The following is a 15,581-nucleotide window of genomic DNA, read 5'->3' as shown; positions in this document are numbered from 1 at the left end:
TCAGTTGGAAGTGGTAATTGATTTCTATTTACCTTTCCGTTTGAATTTAATGGAATATCAGTTAAGGGTATAAAATAACTAGGAATCATGTATTCAGGTAATTCACTTTTTAAAAAGTCTCTAATCTCATTTAATTTACTTTTCGGCCATTGAATAACATTAACCAAATTGTCTATGTGCTGTTCTTTTGTATTTTTGGGTACAAAATAAGCAATTAATTTCTTTCCATCATCTAGACTATCTGTTGTAGTAACAAAACATTCCTGCACTAGAGGAGAATTTCGTAAACAGCTCTCCACTTCACCAAGTTCCACTCGTTGGCTTCGAATTTTAATCTGATTATCATTACGACTAATAAATTCTACTGTCCCATTCAAGAGACGTCGACCACGATCACCTGTTTTATAAATACGTGCTTTTGGTTCTCCAGAAAAAGGATGTGGAATAAATACTTTTTTTCCATGCTCTTCATCGTTGACATAATTGCGTGCTAACCCCAAACCTGAAAGATATATCTCACCAATTACTCCATATGGAACTGGTTCAAGATTGTGGTCGAGTATATACAATTCAGTATTGGAAACAGGTTGTCCAATTGGTATAGTCCATTTTTTTTCATCAACTTAACGTATTGGAAAATAACAGGAAGTAAAAGAATTCTCCGTTGGACCATAAGTATGTATTAAAGTACCAGGTTCACAATATTTAAGTGCTTTTTTAATATGCAGTTTAGATATTATTTCTCCTCCAAAAATCACCCTTCGTAGCGGTGTTAACGATTCCGGGGCATCTTCAATTAAACGATTAAGTAGTGGTGTAGTTACTAATAAAGTAGTGACATTATGCTCGTAGATCTTTAAACATAGTTCTTTAGGAGCTAAAACAATTTCCTTTTTAATTATTACCAACGTACCTCCATTACATAATGCTCCCCAAATTTCAAATGTTGCTCCATCAAAATTTAATGGTGAGAGTTGAGTTATCACATCACTACTGTTTAAATTTGCAAAGTTTGCTTTATAAACCAAGCGAATCACACCTTGATGGGGTAAAGCAACACCTTTTGGTACACCAGTTGAGCCAGAAGTATAAAGAACATTCATTAAATTTAACCCATTTATTTTAGTTGGCAAATTATCGATAGACCGATCCTCTATTTTGCCCCAATCTTGATCAATCAAAAATCTCTCACCTTCATAGCCAGACAGCAAATACTCTAAATGAGATTGAGTTAGCACAACTTTTGCTTTAGAATCTTCAATCATGTAATTCAGACGCTTAACCGGATAACTTGGATCTAGAGGCATATAAGCACCACCCGCCTTGAGTACACCTAACATTGAGACAATTGTTTCAATTCCCTGGTCACATAGTAAAACAACAATTGTGTCAGATGTCACTCCACGCAAACGTAACCAATGTGCTAACTTGTTAGCACGGGCATTTAACTCTACATACGTTATTTCTTTTTCTTCAAATTTCAATGCGATTTTTTCTGGATATAACTTCGCCTGTTTTTCAACTAATTGATGAACACAATATTCCTTCGGTAATGGATTGGTTGTTTGATTAACACCATCTATTAGCTCATGTCTTTCTTCTTCTGAAAGCAGTGGGAGATGATCTATAGCTAATGTGGGATCTTTTACTATTGAATTGAGTAATTGTTCCATGTGCGTTAATAATAAATTTATTGTTTTACACGAGTAGAGATCAGTTCGAAAGTCTATAGCCAACTTCAATCCTTCAATATCTTCAGTAAAACCAAAACCAACATCAAACTTGACTGTCTTACCAGGTACCGGCAAATTTTTAACCTTAATTCCTTCCAACTCAATAATTTTAGATATATTTACATAAGTCATTATTGTCTGGAATATAGGCGAATGACTTATATCTCTATCGGGATTAATTTGTTCGACTAGTGATTTAAACGGGTATTCTTGATTATTTAATGTTTGCAAAGACTGTTCTTTTACGTACTTGACTAATTCCATAAAACTCATATTTTCACTTATATGAAATCTTGCTGGTAACATATTAACAAAATAACCAATTGTATTAGCCAGTTCTTCTTTGGTTCGTCCTGAAACTGGGGTACCAATAATTAAATCCTTCTGTCCCGTATAACAATTAAGCAATATGATTACCGATGATAAAAGAACCATATTCATGGTAACTCCATTTAATTTACAAAAATTATGCAATTCTTGAGTAATTGATCCACTGAATGATACCTCTCGCATATCCCCATTATATTTTTGCTCAATAGGACGTATGAAATCTGTTGGTAATTCAAACTTAGGCAAATTTCCAGTCAATTCTTTCTCCCAGTAATTTCTTTGCTCATTTAACATGCCATTCTGTAAGCGATGGTTAAACCATTGCACATAATCGGTAAAACGAGTTGATATTTCAGGTAGTTTAATATCCTGATTCTCATGATAGGAATGATAAATCTCCGTAAGCTCTTCTAAAAAAATATTGACTGACCATCCATCAAAAACAATATGGTGGATATTAATTAATAACACAAATTTATCAATCTCTTTTTTTATAATTTTGGCTCTAATGAGTGGACCATTTTCTAAATCAAACCCCGTATTCACCTCTTTTTCAATAAGAGCATTACACTTCTCTTCTCGCTCTTCAATATTGTATTGTGTTAGATCGATTATTCGGCATTTTAATTTCAAATAATCAACTATTAACTGAATAGGATCTCCGTCATGTTTCTTTATAGTTGCTCGAAGAGCCTCATGACGATTAACAATACTCTGGAGAGAATGCTCTAAAGCCACTAAATTTAACGGGCCATCTAAATCAAGTATAATTGGGATATTATAAACTGAATTAATAGGATTTAATTGATCAAAGAACCAAATTTGTTCCTGTGATGGAAGTAGCGGATAATGTTTTTTTCGGGGATATGGTTTTATTGAACCATATAATTCCTCATACCGTTTCTCAATTTGACTTTTCGTAGGAATTTTATCGAAATTCATTTCCTTTCCTTTATAAGTTACTGATACAGTCATTCCCTTATCCCCCTCGTTATATATTACAAACTCGAAGATTAAATGCACCTTCGGGAAGCGTTTGGTTCTCATATTCTTCCATTGATAGATAAAATGTTGTAATCTCTTCACCTATATACATATCAAAAGCATATTGGGATTTTCGAATACTTTTTTCCGGTTGTATTATCTTGATTTGTTCAGCAATGGTAGGATGTGTAAAAATGTCTCTATAATTCAATATAGCTCCATATTGACTATTGACTCGATTGATTAGATTTGTTGCGTTCAAGGAGTGACCGCCAATTTCAAAAAAGTTATCATGGATGCCTATCTCATTTACTATCAGCACTTCTTTCCATATCCTCACTAACTCCTGTTCAATAATAGTCCTTGGTGCCATATACTCTGAACTAAAAATGATTTGTCCAGGATCAGGTAATGAATTTCTATCAATTTTACCGTTTTTTGTTTTAGGTATTTTATTAATATTGATAATACGGGCCGGCATCATATATTCGGGTAAGAACTGCTTTAGTAAATGGTGCCATTCTTTTAATGAACGAACGACTTCTGTTTCTACATACGAAATTATTTGTAATTCGTTTTCATTACGCTGATAAGCTATTGTTACACAGTTTCCTACATCATTTTGTCTTGCTAATACTGCGTCTATTTCTCCAAGCTCAATACGGTAACCGCGTACTTTAACTTGATGGTCTATTCGACCAACGTGTTCCAACTCGCCTTCATTATTATAACGAGCCAAATCTCCTGATTTATACAAACGAACTCCTTTTAATTCAGGGATTGAACATTCCCCAAACACTTCCGCTGTTTTTTCTGGATTATCAAAATAACACTTTGTAAGACCAGGACCAGAAACATGAATCTCTCCCACAGCACCATATGGAACTAGTTGACCGTGATTATCTAGCAAGTAAATTTGCAAGTCATCTAGTGACAGACCAATGGGACTTCCCTGCCACAAAACGTCTAAATCTTCTTCAGTAATTTTTCTATGTGTACAATGGACAGTGACCTCAGTAATTCCATACATATTTATTAATTCTGTTTGTTTATCATAACGATTAAACCAAGGACGTAAGCGTTGAATATTAAGTGCCTCTCCACCAAATATTACGTATCTTAAATGTTGTCCTAAACTGCTAGCTTTTTTCATAGCGTCTGCTTCAATTAGATTATAAAACGCAGAAGGGATTTGATTTAATACCGTAACACGCTCTTGATATAATAAATCCAAAAAATCTGGGGCTGACTTAGCTACTTTTTCTGAAATGATAATTAAACTTCCTCCATGCAATAATGCCCCATACATTTCCCAAACTGAGAAATCAAAACAATATGAATGAAACATAGTCCATATATCTTGTGAATCAAACTCAAAGCTATTTTTAGTAGTATCAAACAATCTTCCCAAGTTAGCATGGGTGACAATTACCCCCTTAGGTTTACCCGTAGAGCCAGATGTGTAGATCATATATAACGGATCATCCAAAGAGTTTATCTTAGTTGGATTACAGTTAGACTCTTGATCTATTATTTGTAGATCGCTATTCCTATTCAGATTCAATATATTTCCTTTATATTGGGTAAGCTGTTTATCTGCATTACGGTGAGTCAAAAGGATTCTCGCTTTACTATTTTTAAGAATATAACTTATTCTTTCATCGGGATAGTCAGGGTCTATAGGAATATAATACCCTCCAGCCTTTACTACAGCCAAAATACCTACAATCATTTCAATTGATCGGTGGAATAACAAAGCTACAGGCGTTTCAACACCAACATCACTTTTACGTAACACATGTGCTAGTTTATTTACTCTTTCATTTAACTCTTTGTACGTTATAATCTCATCTTCAAATCGAACTGCTATTTTATTAGGACTGGCATCAACCTGTTCTTCGAATCGTTCTTGTAGATCTAATACATTCTTTTTAAACGAATATGAATTATGCATACCTAAAAGTAGCTGTTGACGTTCTTGACTAGAGCACACTGGTAAAAGGGCAATTTCGCAATGTGGATTTTCTATAATTGCAGCTAATAACTCCACCAAGTTTTCAAGAAATCTATCCATTGTATCCTTTTCAAATAAATCAGTAGAGTATTCTAAACTTAGGCAATTAGTATTTCCAGCCTCTTCTAAGTACAACGTAAAGTCGAATTTAGACGTCGTGACAGGGGGATTAACACGATAAGCTTGTAATTCGCCTACTGGATACATTGAATTGACATACTCTTGGGCAAACATTACTGAGAAAATCGGATGATGACTTAGATCTCTATTCGTCATCAATTCCCCAACCAACTTATCAAATGGATACTGTTTATGGTCTAGATGTGATAAAACTGTTTCCTTAACTTCCTTAAGAAAAACATTAAAAGGTTTCGAACCAGAAATATCTTGTTGCCTAATTGGCAAAACGTTCACAAACATTCCTATTAAATTTTCTGTTTCCTGACAAGGACGATCAGCAACTGGTGTACCTACAATAATATCCTGCTGTCCTGTATAACGGTGTAAAAGTACTTGAAATGCAGAAAGTACTAACATATACATAGTTAAATCATTCTCTTGGCAGAAATTATTAAGATCACTATTGAGTCTTAACGAGATTTCACGAGATGTGCTAGCACCACGGTACGATTGTACTGGTAAGCGAGGAAAATCAGTAGGAAAATTGATGACAGGTAACTCTCCCTGTAAGTGATTTAACCAATAATCACGATTTTTCTCTAACTGTTGACTTTCAATTAATGAATTTTGCCAAACTGCATAATCCGTGTATTGAATAGGCAATGGCTTATATTGCGGGTTTTTATCAGCGCCCAAACTTGTATAGTTTAGATCTAGTTCTTCTAGAAATTGCTCAGTTGACCAACCATCAAACACTATATGATGTACATTAAATAGGAAGATATATTCTTCTTTTGATATTTTAAATATATGAGCATTAAACAAAGGGCCTTCAGCTAAATTGATTATACTTCCAGAAATTTCATCCAATGCATTCGTGGTTAGTTCTTCTATTTCCTTTCTGCTCCTTGACGTCCAATTTTCTTTTATTAGTTCTACTGGCATATACTTGTTTATTGTTTGTACTGGTTGACTTCTTACTATTGTTATATTGCTACGTAAAATATCATGACGATCCACAATCATTTGAAGAGCTGATTGAAAATTATCTATATCGACTTCTCCGTTTATTTTTAAACATATTGGAACATTGTATACTGTTCTATTTAAATTCATTTGTTCAAAGTGCCATAAACGCTTTTGTGCATGGGACAATTCATAATTTTTTTGCTCAAGCAATCTTGGAATAGTATTATTAATGGATGTGCTTGGTTCAAGCACGCCTCTGGATTCAAATAATTTAATCAAATCTACTACTCTTGAATTTTCAAAAATATCACGTTGCATGAGTTGAATTCCGAATTTCCGATTGATACGCGTAATTGCCTGTGAGACCTTTATTGAATGACCTCCATGTTCAAAAAAATGATCTTTAACCCCAATATTTTGTACTCCTAAAACATCCTGCCAAATCTCAATTAATATTTTTTCTAGTTGTGTTGTTGGCGCAACATAATCAAGGTTTTGCTTTATATGTCGCTCGGGCTTCGGCAAAGATTTCCGATCTATTTTACCAGTAGCTGAATAAGGGAAATCTGACATCAAAATTAGATACTGCGGCAACATGTACATAGGCAGAGTATCTCGAAGGTACCTCCATATCTCTTGTTCTGTTACATCATTAGAAGGTACTATATAAGCAACTATTTGTTGTTCATCTTGCTTATTTCTTATTGTCATTACCACTACTTCACGAATAGATTCAAATTCTAATAGGACAGATTCAACCTCTTGTAATTCAATACGATATCCTCGAATTTTAACTTGGTCATCCTTACGCCCAAGAAAAGAAATATTTCCATCGGGTAAAAAACGGCCTAGGTCTCCTGTCTTATACAAGGTGAATTTCGAAATTTGTGGTTTAAAAATAAATCGTTCCCTCGTTAAACTCTCATTATTCAAATAACCTTTTGCTACACCTGGTTCACCTATATAAAGTTCGCCAGATACCCCAACTGGAACTGGATTTAATTGCTTATCCAGTATATGTATTTCGCAATTCGGCAGAGGTTTTCCTATCGGTAATGTATCTAGGATATTTTGATTTTCCCTGGAAGACCAAGCAGTCGAGCAAACTGTCGTTTCTGTTGGACCATAAGCATTAATAAAATGTACATAAGTACTCCATATTTTCGCTAAAGAAGATGGACAAATTTCACCACCGGATACAAGACATTCTAGATATGGATATTGTCCAGGTGTTAATTGACTTATCATAGAAGGCGAAAGTACTGCGAATGTAATTTTCTCTTTTATGAATAGTGTTTTTAACCTAGAAGGGTCTTTCAATTCTTCAGAAGGTGCTAATACTACAGATGCTCCGTGAGTCAAAGCAAAGAATGTCTCCATAACTGAAACATCAAAAGAAAACGATGCGAATTGTAATATGCGACTATTCTGATGGATACCAAAAACCTTGACTTGAGACGTAACAAAATTACAAACACCTTGGTGTGTAAGTAATGTTCCTTTTGGCCTACCCGTAGAACCAGAAGTATAAATAATATAAGCCAAGTCATTGGGGAGGTTAACCATCTCCAAACGGCTACTTGGTAAAGTTTTCAATTCCTCATATTCCAATTCAAATACTTCACCAGTATACGTATTTATACGTTTGCTTAAGTGTCCCTCTGTAATTACCATATCTAGCTGACAGTCATGTATTATGTATTCAAGTCGTGCCTGTGGCAGATCAGGATCTAACGGTACATAAGCGTAGCCGGCCTTTAAGACGGCTAATATGGTAATGATTTTTTGCTCAGAGTGTTCTAAAAAGAGCCCTATTTTAGCCTCTTTACCATACCCTTTAGCCCGTAACATATGTGCCATTTGGTTAGCTCGACTCTCAAGTTCAATGTAAGTAACGTTCTGCCCCCTATGTCGTACTCCAATACGATCAGGATATTTATCTACACATTCCTCGAATAATTGATGAATTGTGTGATTATTTGAATATGGCATTGAAGTATCATTGAATCCAGCAAGCATCCGTTTTTCTTTCTCGCACAGTAATGGTAGATAGTTTAAACCACTTGTTGGATTATTTAAGATAGATTTCAATAAAACCAAGAAGTTTTCTGATATCCTTTCAATTGTTCCTCTTTCAAATAGTCCAGAATCGTATTCCCAATGTAGATGAACCTTTCCATCTATTTGTTTAAAGGTCAGAACTATCTCTATGTTTGTATGTCTTTCCAGAATAAAATGATGGTTTTTTGAAGGGGTATTGTCAACATTAAACACCACGTCAGGCATAATATCGGAAAAATTCTCAGAAGCAAGGTTTGGAATTTTTTTCTGATTAAAGTTAGGATAACTATTATTTATATTACGGATTAAGTCGATAACCGATTTTCCCGACTCAATGGGAATTTTAAGGGGAACTAAGGTCTGTACATTACTTTGGAAACCTAACAATAAGTGTTTTTTTCCAGTATAGCGATACAAGAAAATAAGATATGCCGACATAATTACTTCAGTCATGGAAAGATTCTGTTTTCCACACAACAAGTTTAAACGTTCTGTAAGAGTTGGAGAGAGAGTAATCTCATCTAATGAAGAAATACTTCGCTTGCTATTTATACGAGAAAAATCGGTAAAGAGCTCAACAGCGAGCCAAGATGAATTAACTTTATTCATTTGTATACTTTTATCTGAATCGAATATTTCCTTTTTCATACAGCCTTACCTACCTTCCTTCAATTAGATTCAATATCATTATCATTTTTAGATTTTATATGTTTATAAATCACGTCAGGAATCTTCCACAAATCATTGAAAAAAGGTGCTACTGTAACCCGTTGTAAATCTGTTACAGGCCGACCTCGTAAACTAGTGGGAATTTCATAATTATATCCAGTCTCATCTGAAACCTCAGCACTATTTTGATAGCGACAACTTCTAGATTTTTCAAATTGATAATCTATCAATTCATTAGACTCATCCAAGTGTGCAAATGCTCCACCCAAGTGCCCCCATACCATTCGTAAATGCAATTGTTTCCATTCCATCAATTTAACATCAAATTTTTGTATCCCATCGTAAACATGTGATAATAAGGCCAACCTATCAGGTAATATTTCTATCCTTTCACTGTTTGAACGAAGTATAGCTAAACTCTCTGGAGTATGGTTATGACTTTCTAAACTCTCCACGAACGCCTTCCACAAAGCCCTAGTTACCAATTTCAAATTTCGCATTCCTGGAGAATCGAATCCTGTTGCTCCTTCTGGTAATTGTTCTCTCATTCTGAGTAAACTAGATTGTGTCAATGTATTAACAAAGAGTCTCAATGCACTATATGGTGCATCTGCTAATAAAATTATTCGTTCCATTAAGCTACTAGCCCGTGAAAAGTCATCATTCTGCAAAGCCTTTATAACACCACGGATTTCAAAGTGTATTGCATACCATGACAGTTCAGTTTTTAAATGTTGAATTTGAAACAGTCGTTGGTCATGATCAATTAGATCACCTTCCGGTATTAAAACATCTAAAACTTTAGAAGCTCCAGAGTCCTCTTCATAAACTGTCCCACGATCATATTCAAAACGAAGTAATCGCTCAGTTTCAGTGGGATTCATGTACTTTTTATTAGTATCTCTTTTCAATTGCTTTCCTCCTCGTAATTTTTCAAAAAAGGAAATAAAGGGGATTTTACATACATCTCCAAATATGAAGGCCCAGAGGTATTACCTGTACCGCGCTGTAAACCGAGCACTTTTATCGCGATTTTATAATGCGTATTTTTCCATAAAAGGAATTGCTCTTCGAATTTTTTCATGCTAACAAGAAAATTATTGAAGGCATTATTGTGCTTTGTCTCATCATCCTCTAAAATGACCTTCAAAATTTCTTCGAAATTAATTATTCCATCTGTTTTATATCTATTTTCCAACCTTGGAACAGATTGAAATGCAGGTGAATTCAATCTCTTTTCAATTGGATGAGCAGCTAATAATTCTATCATCTTATATTGTTCAGATTGAATTGCACTAGCCCCTTCAGTATAAACACGAAACGCTGAAAAATTATCTTTATCCATCGTCATAAGTAGACGAAAGAGAGTAGGATTTGCTCGATATACCTCAATTAATGAATTCATAATAGATTCTGCTTCGGAGAAAGAACCATTCTGTATATGTGTTTGGCAAATAAGGAAACCTTTGATTACTATGCTAAATATCATTTCGAAACATTGTAAAACCCTTATAAACATGTATTCATCGTGAACTACCCAAACAGGAATAATGGACATCTCAAGTACTAATTTCAAATCTTGTGGAATTTGGTCCTGAATTGTACTGATGAAATCCAATGATAGCTTTTCTAGTTCAGATGAAACTGGTGAATCATTTGCTGATTCGTTTACCCATTGATTAATAATCTCTTCCAATGAATCCGGAATTTTCACTTTAGTTGTAAAATCAGAATATGTACGAATTGACTTAAATAAATTTAATACTCTTTTCTTTCTTTTCTGATTAGATATTAAGAGATTCTTAAATCTTTTTTCTTTACCTGATAATGTTTCGCATTCAAAGCGAGCGATATCACATAAAATAGTAATCAAATGAAATATTCTTGTATCCAAGTAAGCTGTATAACTCAGATTCTTATCTCGCATTAGATTCTCAAGAAAATATGTACTTATATATGACCTATAATTATATTGTTCTAAATGTTTATCTAAAAGGTTATTTAAAAAGTATGATAAGTATTGACCCGATTCTTCCATTTTAGAACCGTCTTTATCTAAACAATCTTTTATTACTTTTAATTCATGATGAACCTCTTTTGATACAAAATGCTTGCCGTGAATATGATAATGTTCTAATACTTTTTTTACTGGAAATTCATTAATTGTAAGAAGGCAATTAAGTTCGTTACCACTCATAATTTTCTTTTGATAATTCATAAGTTCTTTAGCCACACCATTTTTTTTTGTTTCAGTTTGCAACAATTGATACACCCCTCGTATATTAGTAGTAAGAGCTCTTTCCGATAGAATTTCCAGTTGATCCGGACAGCTGGAGGACCTGTTGGATTTCCTATAGGAGATGGTCGCCTTTGGCTTCCTCACCCTTTTTATGTTTTACCTGTTTGACCCCTGTTTTACCGAGGAGGCCAAAAGGATAAATCATCATTTACCTGTTTTCATAAATAAAAACTGGCTTACAGGTGCTTACCTGCTTATTTGTATTGCCCAATTTCATATGGTTTGGACGAGGGATGGAGGAGGCTCCATTTTAGTACTTCGTCCTTTTTTATTTCACTTTTTATTTCTCTCAGACCGTGCCCGTGAGACAATGGAACGGACAAGATTGACGCAGGAAATAGCTTTCACCCCTTGCGGACACTTAGGTGTACTGCTTAATAAGCCTGCTACCCATCGTTCATTATTGAAGGTCTAACCACTGGCTGCGACGCTGGTGAAGAAGAGAGTGTAGCGCTCATTTTGGTCTTCTTCCCTTTGATTGCTAATAACGAGGCAGACATCGATGATTCTGATGGGCACCCAGGTCTGAGACAATCTTGATTAACTACCACCTAGGAGGTGATCGGCATGTCACAAATGCTAGTCGGTATAGACATGAGTTTACGCTCCCATCATGTCCATTTCATGCATGGCGAGGGGCATACTCTAGCTGATTTTTCTGTTTCCAATGATACAGAAGGTGCGGATACCTTAATTCACAAGCTTTTAAAAACAGCGGAAAAAAATCAGTGTGAAAACATTAAAATTGGTCTTGAAGCTACAGATCAATATAGCTGGCATATCGCCCATTATTTAAAAAGCGAATTAAAGGGATATGAACCTTCCTTTCAAAGTACGGTTTATATGTTGAATGCACGCAAGGTATCTCGCTTTAAAAAGGGCTATGATACGTTACCGAAAAACGACCGAATTGACGCCTGGGTAATTGCGGATCATTTACGCTTTGGACGTCTGCCACATGAAATGCAAGAAACCCTACAGTATGATGCTTTGCGTCGTTTAACACGAACGCGTTTTCACTTAATGCATGAGATTGCGCGTAATAAAACGTACATGATGAATCAAGTATTTTTGAAATTTAGTGGCTTACGCCAAGATAACCCCTTCTCCAATACATTTGGTGCGACAAGCGTCGCTGTGATTGAAGAATTAGATCCTGAAACGATTGCAGAGATGCCAGTCGAGGAACTCATAGAGTTCTTACAAGAGAAAGGCAAGAACCGTTTTGCGGAGCCAGAAGAAATTGCGAAGTATCTTCAAAAGCTCGCACGTAATTCTTATCGTTTGGACAAAATGATGGCCGATCCAATCAATCTGTCACTGTCCGTGATTTTAAGCACGATTCGCCATATTGAAAGCCAAATCAAACGTCTCGATCAAGAAATTGACCGGATGATGAAAGGTATTACACAAACCTTAACGTCCGTAAAAGGCATTGGGCCCGTGTACGCAGCTGGCCTACTCGCAGAAATCGGTGATATTAAGCGTTTTGACGACCACCACGCATTGGCGAAATACGCGGGACTCGTTTGGACACAGTATCAATCAGGCGAGTTTGAAGCCGAAAATACGAGTCGAATGCGGACAGGCAATAAATACTTACGGTATTATCTTGTGCAAGCCGCAGACGCAATACGTAAATATGACACCGAATATAAAGCCTTTTATCAGAAGAAATACAATGAAGTCACTAGACATCAACACAAACGTGCTCTCGTCTTGACCGCTAGAAAACTTGTACACCTCGTGCACTCGCTACTACGCACGAACCAGTTGTACATGCCACAAGAAAGGAGCGAGTAACTACACGCAATCTTTTCCTTTCAAACGCCTAAAAAGCAACTTCTAATTTTACCCTTTTTTCCATCGAAATTGCGAGGTTTATTTGAATATGCTCGGAAATTGACGTTTGTGGCTAGATGCCACGATTAATTTCCAATTTTATTGTTTTAGGTGCTTGACATATTACCACTGGATTTGTTACTTAATATTAAAATGACAATATTTGTTAGCACTTCGTAACCACTATACAATATTATCAATTTTATTAAAAAACTAATTATATACTAATAAAATATGCTCAATATCAAAGTCTGTTCTTGGAACTACATCAATAACCTGGTCATAAAAAAGTTAAGTCCATTTCGGGAAGGCACCCATTCATGATGCGAAAAAATGTGTAGGGAGGGTTAATTGGGAAGCCAATATAACCTTCTAACTCAAGCTGCTTCTTAGTGACATAAATCTTCTAGTTGTTGGGGCGTTAATTAGTTGATACCGTCATGAATTCATCTTCTTTTGTACCATGATTCAATGTATCCCAAGAGGGCCAATCGCACTGTTTCAAAGTCGATATAAGCCTTTCAATACACTTCTTCTTTCTTCAAAGTCGTATGAAAATACACATAGCAGGCATAATCATCCAGGTATTCTTTACGCAATCAATTATTTTTCAATGGTTTCCACCTATTGGACCTTGTACTGATAATGGTGTGACAAACGAGTTTGCAGAATGAGTAACATTAATATTCACGCTACTTGAAGTATTAATGAATATACCGACTGCTAATAATAATGAAATAACTATTTTCCCACTTTTCTTCATAATTTCCTCCATTTCGTATGACTTCTGCTTCAATATACAGTAAGCTATTATTAATATATACAGGGAAATCTGCGAAATTGTGACATTTGAAAGGTGTGTTAACATGAATAACTTGGGAAATAAAATCTCTTATTTTAGAAAATCAAAGGGATATACCGTTAAAGAACTAGCAAATAATTTGTGTGACGAATCCACCCTTTATAAGCTTGAACAAGGAAAGCATATACCTAGATTAGATGTTCTAAATGATATTTGTCTGAAATTAGAAGTTCCATTTAAAGCTTTGTTTCCTTTAAATGAGGAGGTAGAATATTTAAAAAACCTTTGCAGGGAATCGATTTATAATGAAGACTATTTGCTATTGGAAATAACACTAGATGAATGTAATGAAGTGCTGGATCAGCTTAGTTCAATTTATGCTAAGGATGTGTTTAGAAAGTTTATACAATGGCATAGAGCAATTATGCTCGAGAAAAAAGACCATCGAGCGTTAGATGCATTGCATATTTTAAATAGTTTAGTGAATATAAATAACTGTGGTTCAGAACTGGATATGGGCATACACAATTCAATTGGCTTGATACATCTTTCTATGAATAACAATGATGCTGCATATAAAATTTATAGAGTAATTCACAAAAAAATTAAAAACAATAAAATTGTCGAGGATTTAACCATATTCCCTCGTATTGGATATAACTATGCACACACCTTGTATAATATAGAGGATTACCATGAAGCATTAGACATTATAAATGAAATTCTTTACTATTTAGAAACGCACCAGTCAATGTATTCATTGGGCAAAACTTATCACATGAAGGGGTTACTCTCAATAAAATGTGGTTTAATAACTGAAGCGATAGAAGATTTTGAAAATGCAATTCTTTTATTCACATTAACAAATGAAAAGAAGAATCTATTAAAGACACAAGAAGACCTCGCTGAAATAGTCGAAACTATTATTTGAATTTAACTTTGAAATAGAGTACTGAGTACAATGCAAAGGAAGCCGAGCACAATTCACCATCTGATTGATTTTTTCTAAAAAAAATGAACCCCAAGCAGTATTCACTCACTGTTTTTCAAAATTATGTTTAGCGAATTGAAAACTAGGATAATTCGCGGATTCTATGAACTTTTAAAAAAAGACAAGAAAAAACCTCCTCTTACATGTAATGTAAGCATGTACCTCCATCAGACTATGGGAGGAAAAATATAGTTCCCTATTGATAAGTCTTAAATAGAGAGGATGGCGATAGGTCATTAAAAAAGAAGATATTAGCTAGTCTAGTTATTTCCATTGCAACCGTCCGCCTAGTTTTATTGTTTTTCTCAAATGAGACAAGTGAGGATTATTATCTCGAATGAAATGAGATTAAATTTTCCGACTTTTCGATTGATTGTTGTTGAAGCTACAATAAAACCCATAAAATTGCTATACCGTCGCCTATTCTATAATCCTTCAACAATAAAAAAATAAAGGGGAGGGTAAAATTGTAATACAGTGATTATCAGGAATTTATATTTTAAAAAACCTAAATTTTTCTCGAATAAGTAAAATAAATGCTCCTATTTCAAACGATATAAAATTGATTTAAATAAGAGCAAACAATATAAAGATACGCTTTTTATATAGCAGTTTAAAGATTAAATTGTCTGATTGGAGTTAGTATAGATGTATGGACACACGTTAGTTAAGTCTCTATCCTAAAAAGAAGAGAAGGACGTGTCCGGAATGAAACGAAAACAGTATAATAATGACTTTAAAAAAACAATTGTCGAGCTTTACAGATC

6 protein-coding genes and 1 pseudogene are annotated in these 15,581 nt (G+C 34.7%); 2 read left to right on the top strand and 5 right to left on the bottom strand.

Annotated features, from left to right (window positions below):
• Positions 1–44: 44 nt before the first annotated feature.
• The 4 genes and pseudogenes from H4683_RS19195 to H4683_RS19180 form a co-directional block, all read right to left on the bottom strand.
• Positions 45–3,005: pseudogene (locus H4683_RS19195) on the bottom strand (non-ribosomal peptide synthetase); the annotation flags it as partial.
• A gap of 49 nt (positions 3,006–3,054) precedes the next feature.
• Positions 3,055–8,859, bottom strand: coding sequence for a non-ribosomal peptide synthetase (locus tag H4683_RS19190; protein ID WP_192600445.1), 5,805 nt, complete (start codon positions 8,857–8,859; stop codon positions 3,055–3,057).
• 20 nt (positions 8,860–8,879) lie between these two features.
• The gene (locus H4683_RS19185) at positions 8,880–9,791 is read right to left on the bottom strand and encodes a tryptophan 2,3-dioxygenase (RefSeq protein WP_192600444.1); all 912 of its coding nucleotides are present in this window, start codon (positions 9,789–9,791) and stop codon (positions 8,880–8,882) included.
• Positions 9,788–11,143, bottom strand: coding sequence for a tryptophan 2,3-dioxygenase (locus H4683_RS19180; RefSeq protein WP_192600443.1), 1,356 nt, complete (start codon positions 11,141–11,143; stop codon positions 9,788–9,790). Before H4683_RS19180 ends, H4683_RS19185 begins: the two co-directional genes overlap by 4 nt.
• Before the next feature lie 603 nt (positions 11,144–11,746).
• Here H4683_RS19180 and H4683_RS19175 point away from each other — a divergent pair.
• A complete protein-coding gene (locus H4683_RS19175) occupies positions 11,747–12,982 on the top strand; it encodes an IS110 family RNA-guided transposase (RefSeq protein WP_192600442.1) in 1,236 nt (411 codons plus the stop codon).
• A 649-nt stretch (positions 12,983–13,631) separates the two neighbouring features.
• On the opposite strand, the gene H4683_RS19170 is transcribed toward H4683_RS19175, so the two are convergent.
• Positions 13,632–13,784, bottom strand: coding sequence for a hypothetical protein (locus H4683_RS19170; RefSeq protein ID WP_192600441.1), 153 nt, complete (start codon positions 13,782–13,784; stop codon positions 13,632–13,634).
• 103 nt (positions 13,785–13,887) lie between these two features.
• Between H4683_RS19170 and H4683_RS19165 the strand changes: the two genes are divergently transcribed.
• Entirely contained in the window at positions 13,888–14,754 is an 867-nt protein-coding gene (locus H4683_RS19165; protein WP_192600440.1) for a helix-turn-helix domain-containing protein, read from the top strand.
• Positions 14,755–15,581: the final 827 nt, after the last annotated feature.

This window comes from Sporosarcina limicola (assembly GCF_014873855.1).
Lineage (GTDB): Bacteria > Bacillota > Bacilli > Bacillales_A > Planococcaceae > Sporosarcina > Sporosarcina limicola.
Note: the sequence above shows the minus strand (reverse complement) of the source record. Positions and strands in the feature narration are given on the sequence as shown.